This is a genomic window from Mesorhizobium sp. WSM4904, assembly GCF_029674545.1.
Lineage (GTDB): Bacteria > Pseudomonadota > Alphaproteobacteria > Rhizobiales > Rhizobiaceae > Mesorhizobium.
Map to the genome: position 1 here is coordinate 2697522 of NZ_CP121354.1, position 24640 is coordinate 2722161.

Below are 24640 nucleotides of genomic sequence, written 5' to 3' on the forward strand. Positions count from 1 at the left end.
CTGTCGTTTGCGTTTGCCAAGCCGTCCTTCGACGATCACCCACACGATAGAATTCGGGCCACATCTTGGCCAGTGGCGGTAGCGGCGGACGGGTTTGCCCTCCCAGAAACAATCCAGAAACAAAATTCTACAGTTGGGAAAAACTCGTGAAAAATTTCAAGGGCATAACCGGTGCCGTGGCGGTCAGGTCATCGGCTGCGACGCGAGTTTCCGAGTAACGGACAAGACCAATGCAGAGGTTCTGGATCAGCGTGATGGGTGCTTTGCTCAGCATGTCGCTCATCACAGCCGCGGCCGGTGCCTCCACTGCAAAGGTGGCGCCGCTGACCCGGACCGAGCGCTGCACCAATCTCAGCCGTCAAGTCGACGAAGCTCTCGAAACCCATGCCGCGGCAACGCAGGTCACCGCGGCGAAGGCACTTCAAAGAAAGGGAAACCGGTTCTGCGCCAACAAGAAGCAGGCACAGGGAATCCGGATGCTCGCGAATGCTTTGAAGCTGCTTGGAGTGACACCGGTCGACCCGGCTCAGTGACGCTCACCTCCTCGACCCGCATGAAAAAGGAAATGAAGCCATGAAGAAGTCCCTCCTCTCCGCCCTCGGCCTCGCCGTTGCTCTCGCCTTCTCGATGCCGGCTCTCGGCAACGCCGCGGCCACGACGACCGCTGCTCCGGCTGCCACCACCACGACCACGACCGCTCCGGCTGCCACCGCTCCGGCGAAGGCTGCTCCGAAGAAGGTTGCCGCCAAGAAGGCCTGCAGAGTGACCAAGACGCACAAGTGCCCGGTCAAGAAGTCTGCGAAGATGGCTCCGGCGAAGGCTCCGGCGAAGAAGAAGCCCTGATCCAGGCTTCGCACGTCACCTTTTCAAAGCCGCTCCAGCCTGTTTCGGCTGGGGCGGTTTTCTGGCGGCCGAAGCCGAGCACCGGCAAGCTCCCGCCGCGACAACCTGATCCTTAACCCGATCGCAATGCCGGTGCTGTAGGACAATCCGCATGAAGAAGCGGCTTTCGTCCCGAATGCGCTCGCTGACCCTCGGCGGCCTGGTTGCCACCGCGGCGGCAAGAGCGTTGATCATCCTCAAAGCCAGCCCAGTGCCGGACCCCGCCAGCGGCAGGACCGAGCCGGAGCTTTTCGCGCCGGCGATCTCATCGAGCTTCGACTACATCACGCCGGCACAGAGCTGGATCCTGATCGTGCTCACTGGCGCGACGCTGATCGGTTTCGCCGCCTGGATGGTCACCGCGTTCATGGAACGCGATTCCGACATGGACGATGGCGGCTCCGGCAGATCCCGCACAACGATGCGCCGGCAGGGCCGTTGAACCGCAAACAACGCTTTCCCACATAAGGCCGAGCGTCCGCCCGCCGCCACCGCGGGCAAATGGACGAAAGCTTCCTTGCATGACAGAGTGCAAGCGAGGCGACTTCCACGCAATTCCGGATGGAAAACCACCAACCGCTTTCCTGGAGTTGCTCAGTTCCCAAACCGGCGAATTCCGATGCCTGAAACTGTCCTCAAACCGCGTACCAAGACGCAGCCGAAAACCGAGCGGCCAAAGCTCTACAAGGTCATCCTGGTCAATGACGATTTCACGCCGCGCGAGTTCGTGGTGACCGTGCTCAAGGGTGAATTCAAGCTCAGCGAGGATCAGGCGCATCGTGTGATGATCACGGCGCATACGCGCGGCGTCTGCGTGGTCGCCGTCTTCACGCGCGACGTCGCCGAGACCAAGGCCGCGCGGGCAACCGATGCCGGCAAGGCCAAGGGCTACCCGCTGCTGTTCACGACCGAGCCGGAAGAGTAGGGCTCTCCTTTCCTTCTCCCTTGCGGGAGAAGGTGGATCGGCGCAGCGCCGAGACGGATAAGGGATGCTCCAGCCGGACGGCAGCCTACCCCTCACCAGGATTGCCATCCGATTTGCGAAGAGCAAATCGGGGCAATCCGACCTCTCCCACAAGGGGAGAGGTAAAAGGCGTTACCGCCCTTCGCGATACCACATCGAGCCGATCGCCAGGAGCAGCAGGCCGAGGCCGACGAAGCCGCCGAACAGCGGCACGCGCGAAACGGCCTTGAGAGTGCTGTCGTCGGTGGTGCGGAGCCCAATCCAGTCATCGCCAGATGCCGCGCCCGAGGAGCGGATCGGCACGATGGAAGGCAGCGCCACACCGCCGGCAAGACTGCCAAGCATGGACGACGGCGCGAGCCGGCGCACACTGCCGCCGGTCGCATCCGCCGGCGCCTTCAGCCTGTCCTCCGTGGAAACGACATCGGAGAACTCCGGCGCGTTGATCGGGCCGACATGGGCAAGCGCGGTGAGATCGCCATTGCCCACCTGATAGAGGCCGATCTCGCTGGTCTGCAGGCTGCCCGTGAAAATCCCCGGCTCGGATTTTTGCAGCTTGACCGTCATCGTCTTGCCGGAAGGCGTGATCACCTGGGCGGGGCCGGGATCGTCGCTCATCGTCTGGCGCCGGATCTCCAGCACCATGCCGCGACCGTCGGCGGTCAGCCGCTCTTCTTCCAGTTCGGGTTCCTTCATCAGCCAATGGGCGATGCGGCGATAGAGCTGGACATGCGGCCCGCCGCCTTCGAAGCCGCGCGCCCACAGCCAGCCCTGGTCGGAAAGCAGCATGCCGACCCGGCCTTCGCCCTTGCGGTCGAGCACAAGCAGGGGTCGGTCGTCGGCCCCTTTCATCACCACCTCGCCCTCGGGATTCTTGACGCCGATGGTGCGGAACCAGCGGCTCCAGTGCGGCGGCTCGGTAGCGGAGCCATCGAGCCCGCGCGTTACGGGATGGCGCTGGCCGAGATCGGTGAGACGCGGATAGAAGGCCTTGTCGACGACCTCGCCGCTGGGCATCGCCGGCAGGGCCGACATCAGCGGCGTACGGGCAATAGAGCTTTCGCCGGCATATTCGGGGCCGGCGGCGATCAGCAGCGCGCCGCCCTTTTCGACATATTCGGAGATGTAGTCGTAATAGAGGATCGGCAGCACGTCGCGGTGCTGATAGCGGTCGAAGATGATCAGATCGAAATCCTTGATCTTCTCGACGAACAGCTCGCGCGTCGGGAAGGCGATCAGCGACAGCTCGTTGATCGGCGTGCCGTCCTGTTTTTCCGGCGGACGCAAAATGGTGAAGTGGACGAGGTCGACCGACGCGTCGGATTTCAAAAGGTTGCGCCAGGTGCGCTCGCCGGCATGCGGCTCGCCGGAGACCAGCAGCACGCGCAGATGATCGCGAATGCCGTCGACCAGCGCGATGGCCCGGTTGTTGGCGTCCGTCAACTCGCCCGGCTCGTGATCGATTGAAAGCTGGACGATGTTGCGGCCGGCGTTGGGAATGGTGACCGCAAGCTTCATCGGCTGACCGATGGTCGCATGTTCGACCGAGGCCTGCTCGCCATTGACCGAGACCCGGACATCGACCGGGCCGCCCTGGCCCTCGGTCGAGATGACCCGATAGGTCATGTCGAGCGGCTTGCCGACGAGACCGAAGCGCGGCGCGTTCTCGAAACGGATGCGGCGGTCCTTTTCATGCTCGTTGCCGGTGATCAGCGCATGCAGCGGCGCGTTGAAGTCCGGCGCGCCGGCCGGCGCGTCATGCACCTCGCCGTCGGTGATCATGATCGCGCCGCCGATGCGCGAGGGCGGCACGTCGCGGAAAGCGCTTTCCAGTGCGCCGAACAGCCTGGTTTCGGTGCGCTCGTCGGCAGCCTCGGACTTGCCGGCATCGACCACGCGAACGTCGAATTGCTTGAAACGGCCGAGGCGCTGCTGAAGGCCAGTCAGGGCCTCGTCGGTCTGCTTGTTGCGGTCGCCGATGTCCTGGCTCTGGCTGCGGTCGACGATAACGGCAACGACGCTCTTCAGCGCCTCGCGCTCCTCGTCGAGGAAAACGGGATTGAGCAGCGCGGCACCCAGCGCCAGCAGGGCGATGAAGCGCAGGACCGAGCCGCGCTGGCGGAACCACAGGCCGGCGAGCGCGAGCAGCAAGAGCGGCACGACGACAAGCCCGAACAGCGGCCAGGAAACGAGCGGCTCGAAGGAGATCGACCAGTTCATGAGCTACTGCCCCAGCCGTTCGAGCAGCACTGGCACGTGCACCTGGTCGGATTTGTAGTTGCCGGTCAGCATGTACATCATGATGTTGACGCCGGCGCGGAGCGCATAGACGCGCTGCATCGGATCCGGCGGCACGGTCGGCAGCATCGGATCGCCGTTTTCGTCCACCGCCCAGGCGCCGGCGAAATCGTTGCCGGTGATCATGATCGGCGACACGCCGTCGCCGGTGCGCACCGGACGGTTCTCGGTGTTGCTGGCATCGAGCGAGGTCTCGACCCAGAGCGGGCTGCCGTTGAAGCGGCCGGGAAACTCGGGAAGGATGAAGAAGGATTTCGTCAGCACATGGTCCGACGGCACCGGCTCCAGCGGCGGTACGTTGAGATTGGCGAGGATATCGCGCAGCCGCTCGGTGGCCGGGCTTGCCGAGCCGGCGCCGATGCCGTTGGAGAACTGGTCGCGCGTGTCGAAGAGAACCGTGCCGCCTTGCTGCATATAGGCATCGATGCGAGCGATCGCAGCTTCGCTGGGCATCGGCGCGGTGGCGTCGATCGGCCAATAGATCAGCGGATAGAAGGTCAGCTCGTCCTTGGAGATGTCGACGCCGGCCGGCGGGCCGGGCTCCAGCGCCGTCTTCTCGACCAGGAAGCGGGTCAGGCCTTCGAGGCCGGCGCGGCTGATCGAATCGACGCCGGGCTCGCCGGTGATGACATAGGCGATGCGGGTTTTCGATATGTCCTCGATCGCCTGGGAATCGCTGGGCTTCGAATCGTCCGCACGGGCAAGATCGGCATGGCCGATGAGACCGCCGAACACGATCAGCACGGCAGCAGCGGTCGCTGCGGCTCGGCGCGGCCGGCGCGACAAGAGCCCGCCCATCCATAAGACGGCAAGCGTGTCGAGCACCATCAAAAGGAGGGCCGCCGTGACCAGCGGGCCCTTCAGGTTCTCCGATTCGTCGAAGGCATAGGGGATGGCGCTCACCGGCAGCGAGACCTGCGGCTGAGCGAGCGGCGTGAAGGTGCTCGAGGCGTTGAGCAGGTTGTGGGCGAAGACGCCGGTCTCCGAGCCGTAGAGGCCCGGCGGGTTCTCCAGCGTCACCGGCAACGGGCCGGCGCCCGGCACCAGCGGCCGCGCGTCCGGCGTCGGCGGCACCAGCGTGCCGTCGGCGCCGATCATACGATAGGGCGCCAATGACGCGGCGGCGGCCTCGGCATTGGCGACCGCGGCGCCCTGGTTGCGCGACAATTGCACGACGCGCCTCAGCATCTCGACGAAGCTGCCGGAGATCGGCAGGTTCGACCAGGTCGCTTCCGGCGTGATGTGGAAGAGCACCAGCGTGCCCTTGTCCTTCTTCATGCCCGTGACCAGCGGCGTGCCGTCGGCCAGCGTCGCCCAGGTACGTTCGACGATGTCGGGCGTGGGTTCGGCCAGCACCTGCCGGCTGACCGTCACCTCGGTCGGCGGCGCGAGATCGGCGAAGGGTCCATTCTTCGGGAATTCGGTGACCTGCTGCGGCGTCGTCCAGGACAACGCGCCGCCCAGCGCGCGTTCGCCGCTGCGCAGCCGGACCGGCAAGAGGTCGTCATCATTGCCGGCGGCGGCCAGCCTTGAACCGGCAAAGCGCACCAGCGTGCCGCCATTGTTCACCCAGTCGACCAGCCGTTGCCGGACCTGTTCGGGAATGTTGCCGACATCGGCCATGATGATCATCGCCGGCTTCTGGTCGAGAAGCTGCGGGATGGCGTCGGCCAGATCGGCGCTCGACGGTTCGACCAGATCGGCGAAGGGCTGCAGGGCGCGGCGAATGTAATAGAGCGGCGAAAGCAGCGGCTGCGCCTGGTCGGCCTCGGCCTGCGACAGCAGTCCGACACGGCGGCGCTTGGAACTCTCGTCGAGCACGCGCACGGCCCCAGCCTGGTGCGCGCCGTCGAGCGCGACCGAGGCGAAGTCGTTGCGCAACTCGAAGGGCACCGTCATCGTCCCCGTGGCCGTGGTTTGACCCGGCGCGAAGGTCAGCGTCGCGTCGGAGATGCGGCGGCCCTTGTCGTCGAAGGCGCCGGCGGTGACCTGGGCCGGCGCCGGATCGCTGGGCGCGCGAATAGCGGTCAGCGCGAAGCCGTCGACCTGGTTGTCGGCGCCGATCAGGCCGGTCAGCGAAAGCCGGTCGGACGTGGCCCAAACCAGCCGTGAGGCGTTTTTTTCCAGAAGCGTCTTGAACGCCGCTTCATCGCCATTGGCGGCAAGGCCATCGGCAAGGACGGCGACGCTGGCGCCCGGCAGGCGCTCCAATGCTGCGGCGACGCGGGCATAGACGGCAGGGCGGTCGGTCGGGATCGGGCGCGGCTTTGCCGCGCGCAGGCGGTCGAGCGCGGCCGATGCATCGAAGGGGCCGATCTCGGCATTCGGCTTCTCGGCGGTGAAGGCGATGACGACCGGCACGCCGTTCGAGCCGGCATCGGCGATCAGCCGCTCGGCGGTGGCGACCCGCTTGCCCCAGTCGGCCGCGCTTGCCCAGTCATTGTCGATGACCAGCGCCAGAGCCGAGCCTTCCGCCGGCAGCTTTTCGCGCGGATTGAAAACCGGCTCGGCGAGCGCGGTGACGACAAGGGCGGCCATCAGCAGGCGCAGCAGCGTCAGCCACCAGGGGCTCTGATGCGGCGTCTCCTCGCGTCTCAGGACGCGGGCGAGGATCCGCAGCGGCGGAAAGACCTCGGTCTGCGGCCGGGGTGGCGTCAGTCTCAGCAGCCACCAGATAACCGGCAGGGCCAGCAGACCCCACAGCACCATCGGCGCGCCGAAGGAAAGCGGCAGCCAGCTCATCCGACCGCCTTTCCGGCATGACCGCCGCTGGCGGTCAGCCCAGTATAACCGCCGCCGGCAGTCAACCCTGCACGACTGCCGCCAACAATCAGCCCCGGACGGCTGCTATCGGCGGTCATCGCCATGTGGACGCGTACGAGCGCTTCGGAAGCGAGGCGGTCGGTGTGGTTGACGGTGAAACTCCAGCCGAGGCGCTTGCACCAGCCGGCCAGTTCCTGGCGGCGGGCGGTGTAGAGCAGGCGGTATTCGTCCTTAAGTGTCTCGGCGCGGCCGGCGGTCAGCTTGTCGCCGGTCTCGGGATCGGTGAATTCGGTGCGGCCGGCATAGGGAAAGGTCTCCTCGGCCGGGTCGGCGACCTCGATCAGATGCGCGCGCACGCCGTGGCGTGCGAGCACGTCGAGCCATGCCACCGTCTTCTCGACCGGATCGAGGAAATCGCTGACGATGACGATGTCGCAGAAGCGGCGGATGGCCGAGAAATCAGGCTTGGCGGGCAGCTCGCCGGCATGGCTGAGCTGGGCCGCGATGCGTTCGGCGCCATTGCGGGCGGTGAACGGGTCGGTGAGGCCCGGCCAGGCGATGCGCTCGCCGCTGCGCGACAGAAGCTCGGCCAGGGCAAGCGCCAGCACCAGCGCGCGCGACTCCTTGGAAACGCCGGCCCCCGCCGACTTGTAGAGCATGGAGGGGGAGGGGTCGGACCAGAGCCAGACGGTATGAGCCGCCTCCCACTCGCGGTCGCGCACGTAGGTGTGGTCGTCACGCGCCGAGCGGCGCCAGTCGATGCGCGAGGAATCGCCCTCGACATAGGGGCGGAACTGCCAGAAATTCTCGCCGATGCCGCGCTTGCGGCGGCCGTGCCAGCCGGCGATCACCGTGTTGACGATGCGGCGCGCCTCGACCAGCAGGTCCGGCACCAAAGAGGCCCGCAGCCGGCCACGGGCGAGCGCGTCGCGCGTCGCAACCGGTGCCTGGACCTCGCCTATTCGACCCATCAGATGCCTTTTGCCAGTTTCGCCACCACGTCGCGCACAGAGGTGCCTTCGGCGCGGGCAGCGAAAGTCAGCGCCATACGATGCTGCAGCACCGGCTCGGCCAACGCACGGATATCGTCGACCGACGGCGCCAATCTTCCATCATATAGGGCGCGCGCCCGGGCGCACAGTGTCAGCGCCTGGCTCGCGCGGGGACCCGGACCCCAGGCGACGTGCTTGTCGGTGTCGGCATCGCCCTGACCCGGGCGGGCCGAGCGCACCAGCCTGAGGATCGCCTCGACGACGCTTTCCGGCACCGGCATGCGGCGGATCAGCGTCTGGATTTCCTTCAGCCTGGACGGCTGCAGAACGTTGTCGGCCTTGGCCTCCTCGACACCGGTGGTTTCGAGCAGGATGCGGCGTTCGGCCTCGATATCCGGGTAAAGGATGTCGACCTGCATCAGGAAGCGGTCGAGCTGCGCCTCCGGCAGCGGATAGGTGCCTTCCTGCTCCAACGGGTTCTGTGTCGCCAGCACATGGAAGGGCGAAGGCAGATCGTAGCGGGCGCCGGCGATGGTGACGTGGTATTCCTGCATCGACTGCAGCAGCGCGGACTGGGTGCGCGGCGAGGCGCGGTTGATCTCGTCCGCCATCAGAAGCTGGGTGAAGATCGGCCCGGAAATGAAGCGGAAGGAGCGCTTGCCGAACTCGTCCTGCTCCATCACTTCCGAGCCGAGGATATCGGACGGCATCAGGTCGGGCGTGAACTGGACGCGGCGGGAATCGAGGCCAAGCACGATGCCAAGCGTCTCGACGAGCTTGGTCTTGGCGAGGCCCGGCACACCGACGAGCAGCGCGTGGCCGCCGGCAAGCAGCGCCACCAGCGTGCGCTCGACGACGGCTTCCTGGCCGAAAATCACGCGGCCTACGGCGTCGCGGACCTTCGAGATGTCGGCCAGCGCCTTCTCGGCTTCCTCGATCATCGCCTTGTCGCTCAACGGACTTTCCTTGATCATCACGCTCATGCCGTTCGATCCTTGTGGTTGGAAACACCGGCCTGCACTCTCAAAGTCGCAGAATGCTGCGATTCGGCCTCGCCTGGCGCCTGCGATTGAACTTAAATCACAGACTTAGGCTGACAAGCGAAACAACAGTGACTATTTCGTGACCATGACCGATCATTCCGGACATAGCGAGCAGAGCCTGACCGGCGCCACGGAGGCGCGTGGGCTGGAAGCGCTGATCTCGCGAGCGGCGCGAGCCGGCAAGGGACCAGCCCCCGTGGAACGCTGGAATCCGGACTTCTGCGGCGATCTCGACATGGAGATCAAGGCCGACGGAACTTGGTTCTATCTCGGCACGCCGATCGGGCGCATGCCGCTGGTGCAGCTGTTTTCCAGCGTCTTGCGCAAGGACGCCGACGGCAAGACCTATCTGGTGACACCGGTGGAGCGAGTGGGGATCCGCGTCGCCGACGCGCCCTTCGTCGCCGTCGAGATGAACGTGTCGGGGAGAGGCGACGAGCAGGTCATCACCTTCCGCACCAATGTCGGCGACGTCGTCACCGCCGGGCCAGGCCATCCGCTTCGCTTCGTCGACGAGGACGCGACCGGTGGGCTCAAACCCTATGTGCTGGTGCGTGGGAGGCTGGAGGCCTTGGTGGCGCGACCGGTGATGTATGAGCTGGTCGAACATGGCGAAAAGATCGATATCGACGGCAAGGCGATGTTCGCCGTCCGCTCCGGTGGCGAGGTCTATCCGATCATGCCGGCCGAAAAACTCGAGCGGCTCAGCGCGTGATGGACCAGGTGTCGCCTGTGCCGTTCTCTATCGCGGATTTTCGCGCCCGTGCCGCGGCGCAGGCAAAGGTGCTACCGGGCGACGAGTTCGGCGATCACCGCTTCAATCCCGGCCACCCTAGATTGAAGCACATGAAGCCGCTGCGCGACGCCGCAGTGCTGATCCCGGTCATCGATCACGCCGATGGCGCGACCGTGCTGCTTACCAAGCGCGCCGAGAGACTGCGCAGCCATTCCGGCCAGGTGGCTTTTCCCGGCGGCACCATCGATCCGACCGATCCTGGCCCCGAGGCCACCGCGCTGCGCGAGACATTCGAGGAGATCGGCCTCGACCGCGGCCACATCGAAATCATCGGCCGGATGCCCGACTATATCTCGGGCAGCGGCTATCGCATCGTGCCGGTGCTTTCCGTGGTGCGGCCGGGCTTTTCGCTGACGCTCAATGCCGACGAGGTCGACGCCGCCTTCGAAGTGCCGCTGCGCTTCCTGATGGACCCCGTCAACCACGCGCGCGACAGCCGCATGTGGAACGACCTCGAATGGTTCTTCTACGAGATGCCCTATGGCGGACAGCGCATCTGGGGCGTCACCGCCGGCATCATCCGCACGCTCTATGAAAGGCTCTATGCGTGAGCGCCGAGGTGTCTCTAACAGGCCGCGCCGACTGGCTCGGCGAAAAGCATCTGCAGAAGCTGCTTGCCGCGCTGAAGGAGGGCGGCGAGGAGGCGCGCGTGGCCGGCGGGGCGGTGCGCAATGCGCTGATCGGCCAGCCGGTCGCCGATATCGACGTCGCCGCGACGACCCTGCCAGAGGAAACGGTCCGCCGCGCCGAGGCTGCCGGCTTCAAGACGGTGCCGACGGGGATCGAGCATGGCACCGTCACGGCGATCGCCGGCGGCAAGGTCTATGAGGTCACGACGCTCAGGGCCGATATCGAGACCGACGGCCGGCGGGCGAAAGTGACCTTCGGGCGTGACTGGAAGCTTGACGCCGAACGGCGCGACTTCACCATCAACGCGCTCTATGCCGAGGCCGACGGGACGGTCGTCGACCTTGTCGGCGGCGTCGCCGACATCGAGGCACGGCGGCTGCGCTTCATCGGCGAGGCGGAAGCGCGTATCCGCGAGGACTATCTGCGCATCCTGCGCTTCTTCCGCTTCTTTGCCTGGTATGGCGACGGCCGGCCCGATGCCGAGGGCTTGAAGGCCTGCGCCAGGCTGAAGGACGGGCTCGGCAGGCTTTCGGCCGAGCGCGTCTGGTCCGAATTGAAGAAGCTGCTTTCGGCACCCGATCCCTCGCGCGCCCTGCTGTGGATGCGCCAGGCCGGCGTTCTCACCGCCGTGCTGCCGGAGAGCGAGAAGTGGGGCATCGACGCCATCCACGGGCTGGTCAGGACCGAAAAGGATCTCGGCTGGGCAGCCGATCCGCTGCTCAGACTGGAGGCAATGGTTCCACCGGATGCCGCGCGCATGAAGATACTTGCCGAAAGGCTGAGATTTTCGACCGGCGAGGGCGAACGGCTCAAACAATGGGCGCTGACGGCTTCGCCGGAGCCCAAGACCACCGAGACGGAACTTTCGAAAAAGCTCTATTTCGGTGATCGCCAAGGCTTCCTCGATCGGCTGCGGCTCGCTCTCGCCGCCGCGCGGACGCGCGCCGTCGAGGACAATCAGGCCATGGTGGAAGCCGGCGGCTTCTCGCGCCTGCTCGGCTTCGCCCTGAAATGGGAAAGGCCGACCTTTCCGATCAAGGGCGCCGACCTGACCGAACTCGGCGCGTCGCCCGGCCCGAAGCTTGGCGCCACGCTGAAAGAACTCGAGAAGGAATGGGCGGATTCCGGGTTCATCCTGGATCGCGGCGCGCTGCTCGAACGCGCCGCGAAGGCTCTCGAGGGTTAAATCGATCGGCCGGTCGATCGGTGCCGTTCAATGGATCGCCACAGGGGCCAGGGCGCGCGACAGGCTTGCCTCGCCCTTGCCGTAGACGGCTGGGTTGTAATTGACCAGCGTGTCGGTGCGGGCCGTGTTGAGCAGGTCGTTGGTGATCTGAACCGGTGTCGCGCTGGTGAATTTGCTGCCGATGATCGCGGCGTATCCCGAGATGATGGGCGCAGCGAAGGACGTGCCGTAAAGGCCGGTCTTATTTCCTTCGACGCCGACCACGAGGAAGTGGCTCTGCACGGCGGTGTTGGAGCCGGCATAGTTCGAATACCAGGCAAGCTGAGCCTTGTTGGCTGTCGTGCCGTTTGTCGACAGCGCGCCGACAAAGATCGCTGTCGGTTTGCCGATCAGGGCGAGATCGAGATAATCCTGCTGGCCGCCCGTGACGCCGCCGACGGCGACGGAGTCGTTGCCGGCCGCCTTCGAGACAATGGCCGATCCCTTGGTGGCGTAGGAGATGATCGAGGACTCCTCCGGTGCCCAGCCGATCTGGTTCACGCCGTAGCCGGCGCTGGCATACATGCCGTAACTGAGGTTGAGCACGTTGCGGCCAGCCGCCAGCGGGACGGTCGAGCCCGTCGAAAAGTCCTTGGAGCGGATGGTCGCTGCAGGCGCGATCATGCTGGCTTCCTCGCGCGTCCATTCGCCGTGCCGCAGGGTCTGCACGCCGATGCCGAAATTACCGGAGAAGCGGGATGAGCTGCTGAAGTCGTCGACGATGGTGATGGTGACGCCCTGGCCCTTGTAGCCGGCGGCCCATGCGGCGCCGACATCGGCGCTCATCCAGCTCTGTACCGCCTGAGTCGTTGCCTTCACGACCGGGATCTTTGCGCTTACGCATATGGACCCGCCGCCGTGGCACAGCGCAGCCGTCTCTTCCGCGTCGGGAGCTTCCTGCGCTGACGCCATCGATGCCGGCAGAAGGACGAGAGCCGCGGCAATGCCGAATTTCCAGAAATTACCAGACATGGTCTTACTCCCGGTCAGACAGAAACGAGGATGGCAGGAACGAGAACGGACGGTCGCCAAGTTCGGGAGCAGGAAGATTTCTCATGCACGGCATCCCGGCGATCAGAAAGTAACACGGTAGTTGAGCCACAGGCGCAGCCTTTCGGGTGTAGCGTTAACCAGATATTTCAGCGTTTCCTCAGGCGCCGTCTCGCCGGCCGCGAGCCGGCAGTTGACGCTGTAGGTGCCCAGGTCCCCGTAGTCGGCCACGCAAGGCCTTTCGGTCAGCTTGCCGCCGAAGGTCGAGGTAACAGAAAGGGACAGCGTGCTGTTCAGGCTCGGATGAGTCTGGGTGAGAAAACCGAGTTTGAGGCTCGGCGCTATGCGGTATTTCTTCGCTTGTTCGCCGGTCCCAAAGCCCCACAGAATGCCGCTGTTTTCGGTAAGCTGCGTCAGAAAATCGACATGCATGTCGACCCAATTGGCATGGTACCACCGATTGAACGAGACCCAGCTTCCGTCTTGCAGGTCGTAGCCGCCATTGCCGAGCCCTCTCGCGCGCTCACTGAGCGGCGAGCCCTGGTGGATATCGACGAGCGACGTGGTCATTTCCTGAGCGGCCGCCGGTGATGCGCCGAGGAACGCGCAAAACAGAAGCGCCGCTGCGCGGGAACCGCTTCGATTGTCGGATCTTTCGCGCATGCGCGAGGCACCTCGTCCCACCAGACCCGGCCAGCGCCAGGTGGCGACGGCTCCTCGGACAGCCGCCTGTGACCGGATCATGCGCGCGACGATCGCATGCATACCGTTACCGCGGGGTTATCCAAGCCGATACGAATATAAGTTTTGCTTGAATTCAGAGAAGCCGACCATCGTCGGCGGCCGGGACGCAAATAGAGCGAGATGCGCCCGAATGCTGCATCCCGCTCGCCGTCCCTGTTGGTGGTCGTGCGAAATCCGCGAGCGGATGCTTCAGGCCGCGTCGCGGACCTTCTGGATGCGGGAGCGGATCGCCTCGATCATTGTCTCGCGGATAATGGTTTCACCGTGGGTCTCGCGCATGTGCTCGACGGCACGGCGCATGACCTCCGCTTCCTCCTCGGCGCGCGTGTGCCAGTCACAGCCTGGAACGAGTGTCCCGCATTGGAATTCCTTCATGGGTTTTCCTTTCCTCGCTGCGGAGCGGTTCGGCTCTGACCACTCCAGTCATTGTTTTTACGCAATCCCGCATGGAAACCGCTGGGCACTTTCCCTGGAATTGCTCGAGTGGACAACCATAACACATGTCGCCGACTTCGGTTGCATCAAGAGTCGTGCCGTCCGGAGCGGCCGGACGAAGCGCTGAAACCCAAAAAGGCGGAGCAGTGCTGCTCCGCCTCCTTGCTGCCCGATCTTGCTTAAGCCGCGTCGAGTTCAAGCGGATTCAAGCGACACGCTTCAAGTCCTTGTTTCGATGCATGTCGTTCTCCCAAAACCGCTGCGCACTTTGGGCGACATGCATTGATCCGCGCGAGCCGTCACTTCATGATCTTGCCAAGGCCGCAAGGCCGTCACTTCATGATCTTGACGGCCTCGGCAATCTTGTTCTTGCCGCTCATATCCCAGGAAACGCGGACCTTCTCGCCCGGCTTGATGCCCGGATCCTTGAAGGCCTTCGACAGGGTGAAGGTCGATCCATTGTCCAGAACAAGGCTCATGGCCGTTCCATCAAAGCTCTTGACCGTGCCCGTGGTGTGCTTGACCGCGGCGAACGCGGCGCCACCGGAGGCGATAAAGGCAGCGGCTGCTGCCGTCACGATAAGCTTGCGCATGGCATGCTCTCCTGGAATGCGGGCACCCGTATGGGAAGGCGCCCTCTTGATCAGGGCCGTCCGGTCGCGTCGGGTCGCGGCCCATGGGAGACGAACCGCCGGCGCTTCCCGGCCCGGCAACCTTAAATAGATCAATTTTTTCAAAAGGATATTAGACGAAAAAGAAATCGGCGCCGCCACATTGCGCGCCAAGATTCGGCGAATGGGACCTCAATGCGGCCAGCGCCTCGCTCACCGGATTGTTACGGCCATTTTACCTCCGGCGGCAGGCTGGAGAGGATCGAGGCGACATTGCCGCCGGTCTTCAGGCCGAAGATGGTGCCGCGATCGTGAAGCAAATTGAATTCGACGTAGCGGCCGCGCCGGATGAGCTGTTCGTCGCGGTCGCCATCGGTCCAGTTCTGGTTGAAATTGCCCCGCACCAGGTGGGAATAGACGACGAGGAAAGAACGCCCGACATCCTGGACGAAATTGAAGTCGGCGTTCCAGCCGCCCTTGTCCTCGCCCGAATGCAGCCAGTCGAAGAAGATGCCGCCGATGCCGCGCGCCTCGTTGCGGTGCGGCAGGAAGAAGTACTCGTCGCACCACGCCTTGAATTTCGGATAGTCGGCCACGGCGGCGTTCTTCTCGCAGGCGAACTGCATGGCGCGATGGAAGGCGAGCGTATCAGGGTCGTCCTGGGTGCGGCGACGGTCGAGCACCGGCGTCAGGTCGGCGCCGCCGCCGAACCAATGGCGCGTGGTCACGACCATGCGCGTGTTCATGTGCACGGCCGGCACGTTGGGGTTCCAGGGGTGGGCGATCAGCGAAATGCCGCTTGCCCAGAAGCGCGGATCCTCTTCGGCGCCGGGGATCTGCTTGCGGAATTCGGGAGAGAATTCGCCGTAGACGGTCGATGTGTGCACGCCGACCTTCTCGAAGACGCGGCCGCGCATCATCGACATCGTGCCGCCGCCGCCTTTGCCCTCGTCGCGCTCCCAGGCAGTCTTCTCGAAATGCCCGGGCGACCAGGATGATTGCGGTCCGGTGAGTTCCTGTTCGATCTGCTCGAATGTGGCGCAGATGCGCTCGCGCAGCGCCTCGAACCAGAGGCGGGCCTTCATCTTCTTCTGTTCGATGTCGTCCGGCAGGCCCACCGCAATGTCGGGTCGTTCCAATTCCGTCTCCAGTCCGGGCTTGCTTGCCCGACAAATGACTCGTTTTTTCTGCGCGCGATCCCTAATCTCTTAAAGGGAAGGGTCAAGTCCCGTCTGACCAAGGTGCAAGGGAGTTCCTTCATGCGCACCCCGGCAAGACCGCCGCTGGATGGCTTGAGGAAGAGGCTGGAGCGCTCGCGGGCCGAGCGTGAAGGAGCGCCGCGCGACGGATTCCTGCGCGAGACCTTCGTGCTGCCGCGCCCCGCCGCGCGCCTCAAGGCGAAGGAATGGTTCGAACGCTTCCCCAAGCAGGCCTACTGGACAGAGATCGAAAGCTGGTTCGAACGCCCAGGCGACGTCATAGAATTCACCATGCGGCGGCTGCCGGCGGCGGATTGAGCAAATTGTCAGGGCACCAGCAGCCGTCTGGCTCCAGTGCCCTCCCTGGCCAGCCGGTCTTCCTTGTTTCGGAGCGGACACTTGTCGATCGACATGCAGCCGCAGCCGATACAGTCCGTCAGCCCGTCGCGCAGCTTCTTCAACTGGCTGATCTTGTGATCGAGCCCGTCGCGCCAAGCCGTTGAAAGCAGATTCCAATCCTCGCGCGTCGGCGTGCGGCCTTCGGGCAGGGACTGGAACGCCGCGGCGATCTCGGCGAGCGAGATGCCGACCTCCTGGGCGACACGGATGATCGCCACCCGCCGCAGCACGTCGCGGCCGTAGCGGCGCTGGTTGCCTGCCGTGCGATGGCTGCGGATCAGCCCGCGCGCCTCGTAGAAGTGGAGCGCCGAAACCGCCACGCCGCTGCGCATTGCCACTTGGCCGACCGTCAATTCCCGTACCGGAGCCATCTCGCACTTTCCGCTTGACCTCAAGTTAGGTTGAGCTTGTAGCGAACAAACGTTGATAGGGCAAATGCAGGAGAAGGCGATGTGCGCCTGGGTGAGAATCGCTGATTACCCTCCCCCTTGTGGGGAGGGTCGTGGAGCGGCGGCGCGTAGCGACGCCGCGGAACGGGGTGGGGGTACTTTGTGGCCTTCGACCCCCACCCGGCAAGCTCCGCTTGCCACCCTCCCCACAAAGGGGAGGGTAGGGATCCTATCCGATCTGGCGAAGCGCTTCGCCAGCGACCATCGCGACGGACAAGGCGACGTTGATGCTGCGCGCGCCTTGCCGTATGGGAATGGTCAGTCGCGCGTCCGCCGCCTGGTGAACCTCTTCCGGCGCGCCGGCGGATTCGCGGCCGAACAAAAGGATATCTCCGGAAGCGAAAGCGAAATCGGTGTAGGCGGTCTCTGCCTTGGTGGTGAGCAGCACCAGCCGACGCGCATTCGTCTGGCGCCAATCCTCGAAGGCGTGCCAGTCGGCATGGCGGGCAAGCGCCGCCATTTCGAGATAGTCCATGCCGGCCCGTTTCAGCGCCCGGTCGGAGAGCGGGAAACCGGCCGGCTCGATGATGTCGACGCCGAGATCAAGGCAGGCGTCGAAGCGCAGGATTGTGCCGGTGTTGCCGGCGATATCCGGCTGGTAGAGCGCGATGCGGAGACGGTCGTTCATTTCCGCATCCTTCTAATAAGTGGCATATCGGCCACAGGCCGCTCCAGCTTTTGGCGATTTCTGGACTGGCGGGTGGCCATTTTCTGCGAAGTCGAGTATAAGCCGCCCATCGTCAACCCGAACGGAAGGAGGGGGACCACATGATGACCATGCACTTCCAGCTCCTTTCCGGGCAGCTCCTCTCCGGGGCTCCAGTATGCCCAGCGGCGGTTTCGGTACGACGATTCTTCTGACACTTTAAGACCTCATCGCACCGATTCCCGCCGAACCAGTTTTCGGCTTTCGAAGGAATCTTGCGATGTTTTTCAAACTGCCAAAGGGGCGCCGCGCCCCGCCTCAACATGCCCGGACCGACGTCTCCAGCCGCGTCCCGACCGAGGCATTTTGCGCCTCCGGCCGAATGCCGGAGGTCGAGTTCGTATCACCCTTTTTAATGCATTTGCACATGGAGGACGGACCGATGTTCGATCCATTCAGAATACCCGGCTCGAGAAGCCTGCACGAGCGCAAGATGGCGACCTGGGCGTTGCTGATCGGCGAGACCTATTCGTCGGCGGTGCATGCCGAGACGCGCCGGCGACCGCATCGCGGCATGCTGCCGGATGTCGATTTCTCGCGCGCCGTGCCCGATCCCGGCCGGCCTTCGCTGGTGCGCCGCATCGCGAGGATGTTCCGGCCAGCCGGCAAAACGCGGGCCGGCGACAGCTTTTCGTCGGGAAATTCGGGACCGTCAGGATCCTCTGGCGAGCCTGTCGGCGAAAAGCCAGCGACACCCTATATTGCGCGAAGCAGGGCTGGCGATACGGATGAGTCCGTATCGCCGGCCCGTCGCGCCGCGCGGCCGATGAACCTACCCCATCAATCCCGCGCCGCGTGAGCGCATGGACAGTCGAGTGCCTGGAATGTTCCGCTGGTTTGAAAAGAGGCTCGATCCGTTTCCCGCCGCGGAGCCGGTCGAGCCGCCGAAGACGCTGGTTGCCTTTTGCGTGCACTACACACGCGGCGTCTGGCCCTACATCGCCGTGGATGCAGTGCTGGTGGCGGCGATCGCTATCACCGAAGTGTGGATGTTCGGTTTCATGGGCCGCATCGTCGACTGGCTATCGGCGCAGAACCGGGAAACCTTCCTGCAGACCGAGAGCTGGAAGCTGGCCGGCATGGCTTTCATCGTGCTGTTTGCGCTGCCCGGCACGGTCTGGGTGCGTTCGTTGTTCAATCAGCAGACGATGATGGGCAACTATCCGATGCGCATCCGCTGGCAGGTGCATCGCTACCTGCTGAAACAGTCGATGGCTTTCTACCAGGATGAGTTCGCCGGCCGCATCGCCACCAAGCTGATGCAGACCGCGCTCGCCGTGCGCGACTGCGTCATGAAGGTTATAGACGTCCTCAACTACGTCATCGTCTACTTCCTTGGCATGCTGTTCATCGTCGGCTCGGCCGACATGCGGCTGGCCGCACCCTTGGGTGTATGGCTGATCGGCTATATCGCGCTGCTGCGGTATTTTATTCCGCGGCTCGGCAAGGTCGGTGAGGAACAGGCCAATGCACGTTCGACCATGACCGGCCGCGTCGTCGACAGCTATGCCAACATCCAGACGGTGAAGCTGTTCTCCCATGCGCGCCGCGAGGCGGCCTTCGCTCGGGAAGGCATGGCGGGCTTCCTCGATACCGTCTACCGCTCGATGCGCCTGGTGACGGTGCTCTACGGCCTGCTCTACATCCTGAATTCGCTGCTTTTGTTCACCGTCACGGCGATCTCGCTGTGGCTGTGGCTCGCCGATGCGGTGACGATCGGCGCCGTCGCCGTGGTGATAGGCCTGGTGCTCAGGATGTGGGGCATGTCGCAGTGGATCATGTGGGAGATGTCGGGCCTGTTTGAGAACATCGGCACGGTGCAGGACGGCATCCAGTCGATCTCGCTGCCGCGACTGGTCGAGGACAGGCCGGGCGCCAAGGACATCGCCGTCAGCCAGGGCGAGATCCGCTTCGAGGACATCCGCTTCCATTACGGCAAGCAGAAGGGCGTCATCGAGAACCTGTCGCTCGCCGTGCAGCCCGGCGAGAAGGTCGGCATAGTCGGCCGCTCCGGCGCCGGCAAGTCGACGCTGGTCAACCTCCTGTTGCGCTTCTACGACCTGGAAGGCGGCCGGATCCTGATCGACGGCCAGGAGATCGCCGGGGTAAAGCAGGATTCGCTGCGCGCGCAGATCGGCATGGTGACGCAGGACACCTCGCTGCTGCACCGGTCGGTGCGGGAGAACATCCTCTACGGCCGACCCGACGCGACGGACGAAATGCTGCTCGAGGCGGCGCGGCGGGCGGAGGCGCTCGATTTTATCGAAGGGCTTTCGGACCACAACGGCCGCAAGGGTTTCGACGCCCATGTCGGCGACCGGGGCGTCAAATTGTCCGGCGGCCAGCGGCAGCGCATCGCCATTGCCCGCGTTATGCTGAAGGACGCGCCGATCCTCATCCTCGACGAGGCGACGTCGGCGCTCGATTCGGAAGCAGAGGCGGCGATCCAGGAGAACCTCTACAAGTTGATGCAGGGCAAGACCGTGATTGCCATCGCACATCGGCTTTCGACCATCGCTGCGATGGACAGGCTCGTCGTCATGGACAAGGGCCGCGTCATCGAGGAAGGGTCCCACGAGGAGCTCGTCGCCAAGGGCGGGCTTTACGCCCAGCTCTGGCAGCGCCAGTCGGGCGGCTTCCTGCTCGACGACGCGCCTGCCGAGGCCGCCAACGATGCAATTGCCCATGACTTTGGGGCCAAGGGTGAAGCCGCGGAATGATGAAGGCCGTCTATCGCTGGTTCGAAAGCTGGGTCTACCCGTTCCGCGAGCCCGCGAATCTTCGGCCACCTGCCAGCGTCCGCGGCTTTCTTTGGCACTATGTCGGACAGGCGAAGCTCGCCTTCTTCGCCATGCTGATCATCGGCGGCATCGCGCCGCTGGTCGAGGCTGGACTGTTCTACTTCGTCGGGCGACTGGTCGATATCCTCGACCAGCTTCCCGGCGAACGCAGCTGGCACGCGCTTTGGGCCGCCGCCGGGCCAGAGCTTCTGTTCATGGGCGCGGTGGTGCTGATCATACGCACGCTGGTGGTCGGCCTTTCGGCGCTCGTCGACGAGCAGACGATCACGCCGGGCTTCTACAGCCTGGTGCGCTGGCAGGCGCACAGGCATGTCTCGCGCCAGTCCTACGCCTTCTTCCAGAACGATTTCGCCGGGCGCATCGCCACCAAGGTCTGGCAGGCGGGGCAGGCAACCGGCGACCTGATGGAGAGCTTCATCGAAGTCGTCTGGTTCATGATCGTCTACACGGTGACGACGCTGGCGTTGGTAGCTAGTCTCGACCTCCGGCTGGCGGTGCTGGTGGTGACATGGATCGCCGCCTTCGCCTGGCTGGCCAGGCTCTACTTGCCGGCGATCCGCAAACATGCCGAGGCGACCGCCGAGGCCGGCTCGATGATCACCGGCCGAATCGTCGATTCCTATTCCAACGTGCAGACGCTGAAGCTGTTCGCCGCCGACGGCGACGACCGCTATATCCGCAGCGGCTTCGGCATCTATCTCGACGCGCTGCGGCCGTTCACGCGCCGGCTGACCGGCGTGCGCATGGCGCTGACGACGCTTTCGGGCATCATGATCACGTCGATTGCGGTCCTTGCCGTCTATCTCTGGGTGGAAGGCTCGATCACTGTCGGCGCCGTCGCTTTCACGCTTTCTCTCGTCCTGCGGCTCAACATGCTGCTCGGTCGGGTCATGATGCAGCTCAACAGCATCCTCAGGAATCTCGGCGTGCTGGAGAATTCCAAGGCGCTGATCTCGCAGCCGCTCGGCCTGACCGACGCCCCCGGCGCCAAGGAGCTGGTGGTTGCGGGAGGCCGCATCGATCTCAAGAACGTCGCCTTCCACTACGGCAAGGGGGCAGGGGTCCTGGATGGCATCGATCTCGTCGTGCGGCCGGGCGAGAAGGTCGGGCTGGTCGGTCCGTCTGGAGCCGGCAAGACGACTTTAGCCAATCTCATCCTGCGCCTCTACGACCTCGAGGGCGGCAAGATATTGATCGACGGCCAGGATATCGCCGGGGTGACGCAGAATTCGCTGCGCGCCAATATCGGCGTGGTCAGCCAGGATACGGCGCTGTTCCATCGCTCGCTGCGCGACAACATCAAGCTCGGCATGCCGGACGCGACGGATGCCGAGGTGATCGCCGCGGCGCGCAAGGCCGAAGCGCACGACTTCATCATGGGCTTGCGCGACAATCGCCAGCGGGCCGGTTACGAGGCCTACGTCGGCGAGCGCGGCGTCAAGCTCTCCGGCGGCCAGCGCCAGCGCGTGGCGATCGCCCGCCTCTTCCTCAAGGATGCGCCAATCCTCATCCTCGACGAGGCGACCTCGGCGCTCGATTCCGACATCGAGGCGGCGATCCAGGAAAACCTGGTAAGGCTGATGGAGGACAAGACCGTCATCGCCATCGCCCACCGGCTCTCCACCATCGCCGCGCTCGACCGGCTGGTCGTGCTCGACGGCGGCCGCATCGTCGAAGAGGGCACGCATGACGAGCTGGTGGCGCTCGACGGTCTTTATGCGCGGCTCTGGAAGCGGCAGTCCGGCGGCTTCCTGTTCAATGAGGAAAGCGTGCTGGAAGAGACGCGGCCAGCGGAGTAGAACGCAGCCATGTCGGTCAGAATGCCCACCAATTTCGGACGAAGCGGCGCGCAGGACAACGCGCTCGACCTGCTCGGCCACGAAATCCTCGCCGAAAAGGCGGCCGCCCTCGGCCGCGCCGGCCAGCGCGTCGAGGAGACGCTGGCAAAGCTGCGCGCGAGCGGCGAGGGCGGGGATCGCAACCGGCTGCTCAAAGAGGCAGCGGAAGCCGTCCATGGCTATTTCATCCAGCGCGAGCTCTGCGGGCTGCGCAAGCATGACGCCGTGATCCGCGAATACGACATCCCGAGGGCGGTGCTGGTCAGGCTCGGGGCCAGCTAGGCGGCAATCGATCCAGGGACAGGTCTGGCCCTATCGAGCGGCCGGATCACTCCAGCCATTCGGTGATGAAGCTGCCGTTCTCGTGGATGTCCGTGGTCTCGAGCGGACCGGGACCGAGATTGGTGAATTTGTGCGGCGTGTCGGGCGGCACGATGAGAATCTGGCCGGCCGAGGCCTCGATCTGCCGATCGCCGACCGTGAACAGGCCGGTGCCGGAGCGGATGATGAAGATCTCCGCATAGGGATGCTTGTGCAGGCGCGGGCCGCCGCCGATATCCGGCACGTAGTTGAAGATCAGGCAGCTTCTGGAGCCGAAGGCGCCGCATTGCAGCTCGCCTTGCCAGCGGTCCGGGGCTTCCGCCCATTTGTCGCGGTCGATGACATGCGCCATGGCTGGAGAATAGACGGTGCCAGCGGCCGATGTCGAGGCGAAGCTGGGCTCGATTCCGGCCGCGATTTTCCGCTGTTTTGCCGCGTCCGGCGGTCCGCCGGCGAAGCGTCCGGCCGGGCCGCGCCGCATACCCGCGACAATCTGCCCTTGTGCCTCCACCCGTCTGGACAAAAACAGGCTTCACGCATAAACCGAACTCCAAATGCCGGAGGAATTCGCTAGCCTGTTCGCCATGCGCTGTCGGGCCGGCGCGATTGAGCGGGGACAAGGCTCGGCCGCCGGCACGGAAAGAGGCGAAAGGATCAGGCACCCGTGAGCGCAACCGAAATCCACGATCCCAACCGTCGCGATTTTCTCTATATCGCCACAGGCATGGCCGGTGTGGTCGGCGCCGGGGCCGTCGCCTGGCCGTTCATCGACCAGATGCGCCCGGACGCCTCGACGCTGGCACTGGCCTCGGTTGAGGTCGACGTCTCCTCGCTGCAGCCCGGCAGTTCGCTGGTCGTCAAGTGGCGCGGCAAGCCGGTCGTGGTACGCAACCGCACCGAGAAGGAAATGAAGGACGGTGAGGCGGTCAGCCTCAACGACCTCAAGGACCCGATCGCACGCAACGCCAACCTGCCCTCAGACGCGCCGGCGACCGACGCCAACCGCGCCACGCCCGGCAAGGAAGCCTGGATGGTGATGGTGCAGGTCTGCACCCATCTCGGCTGCATCCCGCTCGGCCAGGAAGGCGATTTCGGCGGCTGGTTCTGCCCGTGCCACGGTTCGCAGTACGACACCGCCGGCCGCATCCGCAAAGGCCCGGCACCCGAGAACATGGCGATCCCGGTCTACCAGTTCATTTCCGACACCAAGATCCGCATCGGCTGAGGCAGGGGATATTTCGATGAGCGAGGGACACTCCACCTACACGCCGAAGACCGGCATCGAACGCTGGTTCGACGCCCGCATGCCGCTGCCGCGGCTGATCTATGACAGCTTCGTCGCCTACCCGGTGCCGCGCAACCTCAACTACATGTGGACGTTCGGCGGCATCCTGTCGATCATGCTGGCCGCGCAGATCCTGACCGGCATCGTGCTGGCCATGCACTACACGTCCGACACCAATCTCGCCTTCGATTCGGTCGAGAAGATCATGCGCGACGTGAACTCGGGATGGCTCTTGCGCTATCTCCATTCCAACGGCGCCTCGTTCTTCTTCGTCGCCGTCTATATCCACATCTTCCGCGGGCTGTTCTACGGCTCCTACAAGGCGCCGCGCGAGCTGCTGTGGATCCTCGGCTGCATCATCTATCTGCTGATGATGGCCACCGGCTTCATGGGCTATGTGCTGCCTTGGGGACAGATGAGCTTCTGGGGCGCCACCGTCATTACCGGCTTCTTCAGCGCCATTCCGCTGGTCGGCAACTGGATCCAGGAACTGCTGCTTGGCGGTTTCGCCGTCGACAACCCGACGCTGAACCGCTTCTTCGCGCTGCATTACCTCTTGCCGTTCATGATCGCCGGCGTCGTCGTACTGCACATCTGGGCGCTGCATGTCGTCGGCCAGTCGAACCCGACCGGCATCGAGGTGAAGTCGAAGACCGACACGGTCGCCTTCACGCCTTACGCCACCATCAAGGACGCGTTCGGCATGATCGTGTTCCTGTTCCTCTTCGCCTACTTCGTCTTCTACCTGCCGAACTATCTTGGCCACCCGGACAACTACACGGTCGCCAACCCGCTGAAGACGCCGGCCCACATCGTTCCGGAATGGTACTTCCTGCCGTTCTACGCGATCCTGCGCGCCATCACCTTCAACATCGGGCCGATCAATTCCAAGCTCGGCGGCGTGCTGTGCATGTTCGGCGCCATCGCCATGCTGTTCCTGGTGCCGTGGCTCGACACCTCCAAGGTGCGCTCGGCGGTCTACCGGCCCTGGTACAAGCTGTTCTTCTGGCTGTTCGTGGCCGACGCCATCCTGCTTGGATGGCTGGGCTCGCAGCCGGCGGAAGGCAGCTACGTGTTCATGGCGCAGATGGCGACGCTGTTCTACTTCGCCTTCTTCCTGGTCATCATGCCGGTGCTCGGCCTGATCGAGACGCCGCGCCGCCTGCCGAACTCGATCACCGAGGCGGTGCTGGAAAAGAAGAACAGGGGAGCTGGCGGACATCCGGCGGGCGCGGTTATGGCGCCGGAAACCAAGGGCTGAGCGATAAA

Annotated in this window: 26 protein-coding genes; 14 read left to right on the plus strand and 12 right to left on the minus strand. The window is 64.6% G+C overall.

Annotated elements, in window-relative coordinates; genetic code table 11:
* Positions 1-230: 230 nt before the first annotated feature.
* The 4 genes from QAZ47_RS12850 to clpS all read left to right on the plus strand — a co-directional run bounded on the left by QAZ47_RS12850 (position 231) and on the right by clpS (position 1807).
* Positions 231-533 (plus strand): hypothetical protein, encoded by a 303-nt coding sequence (locus QAZ47_RS12850; protein ID WP_278074991.1) that lies wholly within the window; start codon positions 231-233, stop codon positions 531-533.
* A 40-nt stretch (positions 534-573) separates the two neighbouring features.
* Entirely contained in the window at positions 574-843 is a 270-nt protein-coding gene (locus QAZ47_RS12855; RefSeq protein WP_278233483.1) for a hypothetical protein, read from the plus strand.
* Positions 844-994: 151 nt separating this feature from the next.
* Positions 995-1324 (plus strand): hypothetical protein, encoded by a 330-nt coding sequence (locus QAZ47_RS12860; protein WP_278233484.1) that lies wholly within the window; start codon positions 995-997, stop codon positions 1322-1324.
* A gap of 177 nt (positions 1325-1501) precedes the next feature.
* Positions 1502-1807 carry an ATP-dependent Clp protease adapter ClpS gene (clpS, locus tag QAZ47_RS12865; protein WP_040989718.1) on the plus strand — a complete coding sequence of 102 codons (306 nt, stop codon included), beginning with the start codon at positions 1502-1504 and terminating at the stop codon, positions 1805-1807.
* Between the two features lie 171 nt (positions 1808-1978).
* On the opposite strand, the gene QAZ47_RS12870 is transcribed toward clpS, so the two are convergent.
* Genes QAZ47_RS12870 through QAZ47_RS12885 form a run of 4 tightly spaced genes read right to left on the minus strand, consistent with a single transcriptional unit; the run spans position 1979 to position 8882 of the window.
* Positions 1979-4066, minus strand: a complete 2088-nt coding sequence (locus tag QAZ47_RS12870; protein WP_278233485.1) for a hypothetical protein — start codon at positions 4064-4066, stop codon at positions 1979-1981.
* 3 nt (positions 4067-4069) lie between these two features.
* The gene (locus tag QAZ47_RS12875) at positions 4070-6886 is read right to left on the minus strand and encodes a DUF4159 domain-containing protein (protein ID WP_278233486.1); all 2817 of its coding nucleotides are present in this window, start codon (positions 6884-6886) and stop codon (positions 4070-4072) included.
* Positions 6883-7878: a DUF58 domain-containing protein gene (locus tag QAZ47_RS12880; RefSeq protein WP_278233487.1), complete on the minus strand. Its 996-nt coding sequence runs from the start codon at positions 7876-7878 to the stop codon at positions 6883-6885. Before QAZ47_RS12880 ends, QAZ47_RS12875 begins: the two co-directional genes overlap by 4 nt.
* Positions 7878-8882 carry a MoxR family ATPase gene (locus QAZ47_RS12885; protein ID WP_278207138.1) on the minus strand — a complete coding sequence of 335 codons (1005 nt, stop codon included), beginning with the start codon at positions 8880-8882 and terminating at the stop codon, positions 7878-7880. Before QAZ47_RS12885 ends, QAZ47_RS12880 begins: the two co-directional genes overlap by 1 nt.
* A gap of 145 nt (positions 8883-9027) precedes the next feature.
* Between QAZ47_RS12885 and QAZ47_RS12890 the strand changes: the two genes are divergently transcribed.
* Genes QAZ47_RS12890 through QAZ47_RS12900 form a run of 3 tightly spaced genes read left to right on the plus strand, consistent with a single transcriptional unit; the run spans position 9028 to position 11554 of the window.
* Complete coding sequence (locus tag QAZ47_RS12890) at positions 9028-9657, plus strand: DUF1285 domain-containing protein (RefSeq protein WP_278233804.1); 630 nt, start codon at positions 9028-9030, stop codon at positions 9655-9657.
* Positions 9657-10289 (plus strand): CoA pyrophosphatase, encoded by a 633-nt coding sequence (locus QAZ47_RS12895; protein WP_278233805.1) that lies wholly within the window; start codon positions 9657-9659, stop codon positions 10287-10289. Before QAZ47_RS12890 ends, QAZ47_RS12895 begins: the two co-directional genes overlap by 1 nt.
* A complete protein-coding gene (locus QAZ47_RS12900) occupies positions 10286-11554 on the plus strand; it encodes a CCA tRNA nucleotidyltransferase (protein ID WP_278233488.1) in 1269 nt (422 codons plus the stop codon). Before QAZ47_RS12895 ends, QAZ47_RS12900 begins: the two co-directional genes overlap by 4 nt.
* A 27-nt stretch (positions 11555-11581) precedes the next feature.
* Here the strand turns inward: QAZ47_RS12900 and QAZ47_RS12905 are convergent, their stop codons facing one another.
* From QAZ47_RS12905 to hemF, 5 genes are all read right to left on the minus strand, one after another.
* Positions 11582-12565: a S8 family serine peptidase gene (locus QAZ47_RS12905; protein ID WP_278233489.1), complete on the minus strand. Its 984-nt coding sequence runs from the start codon at positions 12563-12565 to the stop codon at positions 11582-11584.
* Between the two features lie 102 nt (positions 12566-12667).
* A complete protein-coding gene (locus tag QAZ47_RS12910; protein WP_278233490.1) occupies positions 12668-13348 on the minus strand; it encodes a hypothetical protein in 681 nt (226 codons plus the stop codon).
* A gap of 168 nt (positions 13349-13516) precedes the next feature.
* Positions 13517-13702 carry a DUF1059 domain-containing protein gene (locus QAZ47_RS12915; RefSeq protein ID WP_059188453.1) on the minus strand — a complete coding sequence of 62 codons (186 nt, stop codon included), beginning with the start codon at positions 13700-13702 and terminating at the stop codon, positions 13517-13519.
* 392 nt (positions 13703-14094) lie between these two features.
* Entirely contained in the window at positions 14095-14547 is a 453-nt protein-coding gene (locus QAZ47_RS12920; protein WP_278233491.1) for a DUF1344 domain-containing protein, read from the minus strand.
* 50 nt (positions 14548-14597) lie between these two features.
* A complete protein-coding gene (gene hemF / locus QAZ47_RS12925; RefSeq protein ID WP_278233492.1) occupies positions 14598-15512 on the minus strand; it encodes an oxygen-dependent coproporphyrinogen oxidase in 915 nt (304 codons plus the stop codon).
* A 120-nt stretch (positions 15513-15632) separates the two neighbouring features.
* Here hemF and QAZ47_RS12930 point away from each other — a divergent pair, with 120 nt between their 5' ends.
* Positions 15633-15890 carry a hypothetical protein gene (locus QAZ47_RS12930; protein ID WP_278207144.1) on the plus strand — a complete coding sequence of 86 codons (258 nt, stop codon included), beginning with the start codon at positions 15633-15635 and terminating at the stop codon, positions 15888-15890.
* An 8-nt stretch (positions 15891-15898) separates the two neighbouring features.
* Here QAZ47_RS12930 and soxR read toward each other — a convergent pair whose 3' ends face one another.
* Positions 15899-16342: a redox-sensitive transcriptional activator SoxR gene (gene soxR, locus QAZ47_RS12935; protein WP_278233493.1), complete on the minus strand. Its 444-nt coding sequence runs from the start codon at positions 16340-16342 to the stop codon at positions 15899-15901.
* Between the two features lie 247 nt (positions 16343-16589).
* Positions 16590-17048: a tRNA (cytidine(34)-2'-O)-methyltransferase gene (locus tag QAZ47_RS12940; RefSeq protein WP_278233494.1), complete on the minus strand. Its 459-nt coding sequence runs from the start codon at positions 17046-17048 to the stop codon at positions 16590-16592.
* A gap of 460 nt (positions 17049-17508) precedes the next feature.
* Here QAZ47_RS12940 and QAZ47_RS12945 point away from each other — a divergent pair, with 460 nt between their 5' ends.
* Genes QAZ47_RS12945 through QAZ47_RS12960 form a run of 4 tightly spaced genes read left to right on the plus strand, consistent with a single transcriptional unit; the run spans position 17509 to position 22047 of the window.
* On the plus strand, positions 17509-17925 hold the full coding sequence (locus tag QAZ47_RS12945) for a hypothetical protein (protein WP_278233495.1): 417 nt from the start codon (positions 17509-17511) through the stop codon (positions 17923-17925).
* Between the two features lie 25 nt (positions 17926-17950).
* Positions 17951-19846, plus strand: coding sequence for an ABC transporter ATP-binding protein (locus QAZ47_RS12950; protein ID WP_278233496.1), 1896 nt, complete (start codon positions 17951-17953; stop codon positions 19844-19846).
* Positions 19843-21726 (plus strand): ABC transporter ATP-binding protein, encoded by a 1884-nt coding sequence (locus tag QAZ47_RS12955; RefSeq protein WP_278233497.1) that lies wholly within the window; start codon positions 19843-19845, stop codon positions 21724-21726. The genes QAZ47_RS12950 and QAZ47_RS12955 overlap by 4 nt, the downstream gene beginning before the upstream one ends.
* A 9-nt stretch (positions 21727-21735) precedes the next feature.
* The gene (locus QAZ47_RS12960; protein ID WP_278207149.1) at positions 21736-22047 is read left to right on the plus strand and encodes a DUF6665 family protein; all 312 of its coding nucleotides are present in this window, start codon (positions 21736-21738) and stop codon (positions 22045-22047) included.
* A 46-nt stretch (positions 22048-22093) separates the two neighbouring features.
* Here QAZ47_RS12960 and QAZ47_RS12965 read toward each other — a convergent pair whose 3' ends face one another.
* Entirely contained in the window at positions 22094-22438 is a 345-nt protein-coding gene (locus QAZ47_RS12965; RefSeq protein WP_278233806.1) for a cupin domain-containing protein, read from the minus strand.
* A gap of 312 nt (positions 22439-22750) precedes the next feature.
* Between QAZ47_RS12965 and petA the strand changes: the two genes are divergently transcribed.
* Together petA and QAZ47_RS12975 are read left to right on the plus strand one after the other, a co-directional pair.
* Entirely contained in the window at positions 22751-23311 is a 561-nt protein-coding gene (gene petA, locus QAZ47_RS12970; protein ID WP_278207150.1) for a ubiquinol-cytochrome c reductase iron-sulfur subunit, read from the plus strand.
* 16 nt (positions 23312-23327) lie between these two features.
* Entirely contained in the window at positions 23328-24632 is a 1305-nt protein-coding gene (locus QAZ47_RS12975) for a cytochrome b N-terminal domain-containing protein (RefSeq protein ID WP_278233498.1), read from the plus strand.
* Positions 24633-24640: the final 8 nt, after the last annotated feature.

Bases quoted from the DNA above. Each gene is read 5' to 3' on its own strand.
- QAZ47_RS12960 (WP_278207149.1), top strand. From the start codon at position 21,736: ATGTCGGTCAGAATGCCCACCAATTTCGGACGAAGCGGCGCGCAGGAC.
- QAZ47_RS12950 (WP_278233496.1), top strand. From the start codon at position 17,951: ATGTTCCGCTGGTTTGAAAAGAGGCTCGATCCGTTTCCCGCCGCGGAG.
- QAZ47_RS12850 (WP_278074991.1), top strand. From the start codon at position 231: ATGCAGAGGTTCTGGATCAGCGTGATGGGTGCTTTGCTCAGCATGTCG.
- QAZ47_RS12905 (WP_278233489.1), bottom strand. From the start codon at position 12,565: ATGTCTGGTAATTTCTGGAAATTCGGCATTGCCGCGGCTCTCGTCCTT.
- QAZ47_RS12870 (WP_278233485.1), bottom strand. From the start codon at position 4,066: ATGAACTGGTCGATCTCCTTCGAGCCGCTCGTTTCCTGGCCGCTGTTC.
- QAZ47_RS12915 (WP_059188453.1), bottom strand. From the start codon at position 13,702: ATGAAGGAATTCCAATGCGGGACACTCGTTCCAGGCTGTGACTGGCAC.
- QAZ47_RS12945 (WP_278233495.1), top strand. From the start codon at position 17,509: ATGTTCGATCCATTCAGAATACCCGGCTCGAGAAGCCTGCACGAGCGC.
- QAZ47_RS12975 (WP_278233498.1), top strand. From the start codon at position 23,328: ATGAGCGAGGGACACTCCACCTACACGCCGAAGACCGGCATCGAACGC.
- QAZ47_RS12855 (WP_278233483.1), top strand. From the start codon at position 574: ATGAAGAAGTCCCTCCTCTCCGCCCTCGGCCTCGCCGTTGCTCTCGCC.
- QAZ47_RS12965 (WP_278233806.1), bottom strand. From the start codon at position 22,438: ATGGCGCATGTCATCGACCGCGACAAATGGGCGGAAGCCCCGGACCGC.
- clpS (WP_040989718.1), top strand. From the start codon at position 1,502: ATGCCTGAAACTGTCCTCAAACCGCGTACCAAGACGCAGCCGAAAACC.
- QAZ47_RS12860 (WP_278233484.1), top strand. From the start codon at position 995: ATGAAGAAGCGGCTTTCGTCCCGAATGCGCTCGCTGACCCTCGGCGGC.
- QAZ47_RS12875 (WP_278233486.1), bottom strand. From the start codon at position 6,886: ATGAGCTGGCTGCCGCTTTCCTTCGGCGCGCCGATGGTGCTGTGGGGT.
- QAZ47_RS12930 (WP_278207144.1), top strand. From the start codon at position 15,633: ATGCGCACCCCGGCAAGACCGCCGCTGGATGGCTTGAGGAAGAGGCTG.
- QAZ47_RS12940 (WP_278233494.1), bottom strand. From the start codon at position 17,048: ATGAACGACCGTCTCCGCATCGCGCTCTACCAGCCGGATATCGCCGGC.
- QAZ47_RS12910 (WP_278233490.1), bottom strand. From the start codon at position 13,348: ATGCATGCGATCGTCGCGCGCATGATCCGGTCACAGGCGGCTGTCCGA.
- soxR (WP_278233493.1), bottom strand. From the start codon at position 16,342: ATGGCTCCGGTACGGGAATTGACGGTCGGCCAAGTGGCAATGCGCAGC.
- QAZ47_RS12895 (WP_278233805.1), top strand. From the start codon at position 9,657: ATGGACCAGGTGTCGCCTGTGCCGTTCTCTATCGCGGATTTTCGCGCC.
- QAZ47_RS12885 (WP_278207138.1), bottom strand. From the start codon at position 8,882: ATGAGCGTGATGATCAAGGAAAGTCCGTTGAGCGACAAGGCGATGATC.
- QAZ47_RS12890 (WP_278233804.1), top strand. From the start codon at position 9,028: ATGACCGATCATTCCGGACATAGCGAGCAGAGCCTGACCGGCGCCACG.
- QAZ47_RS12880 (WP_278233487.1), bottom strand. From the start codon at position 7,878: ATGGGTCGAATAGGCGAGGTCCAGGCACCGGTTGCGACGCGCGACGCG.
- QAZ47_RS12955 (WP_278233497.1), top strand. From the start codon at position 19,843: ATGATGAAGGCCGTCTATCGCTGGTTCGAAAGCTGGGTCTACCCGTTC.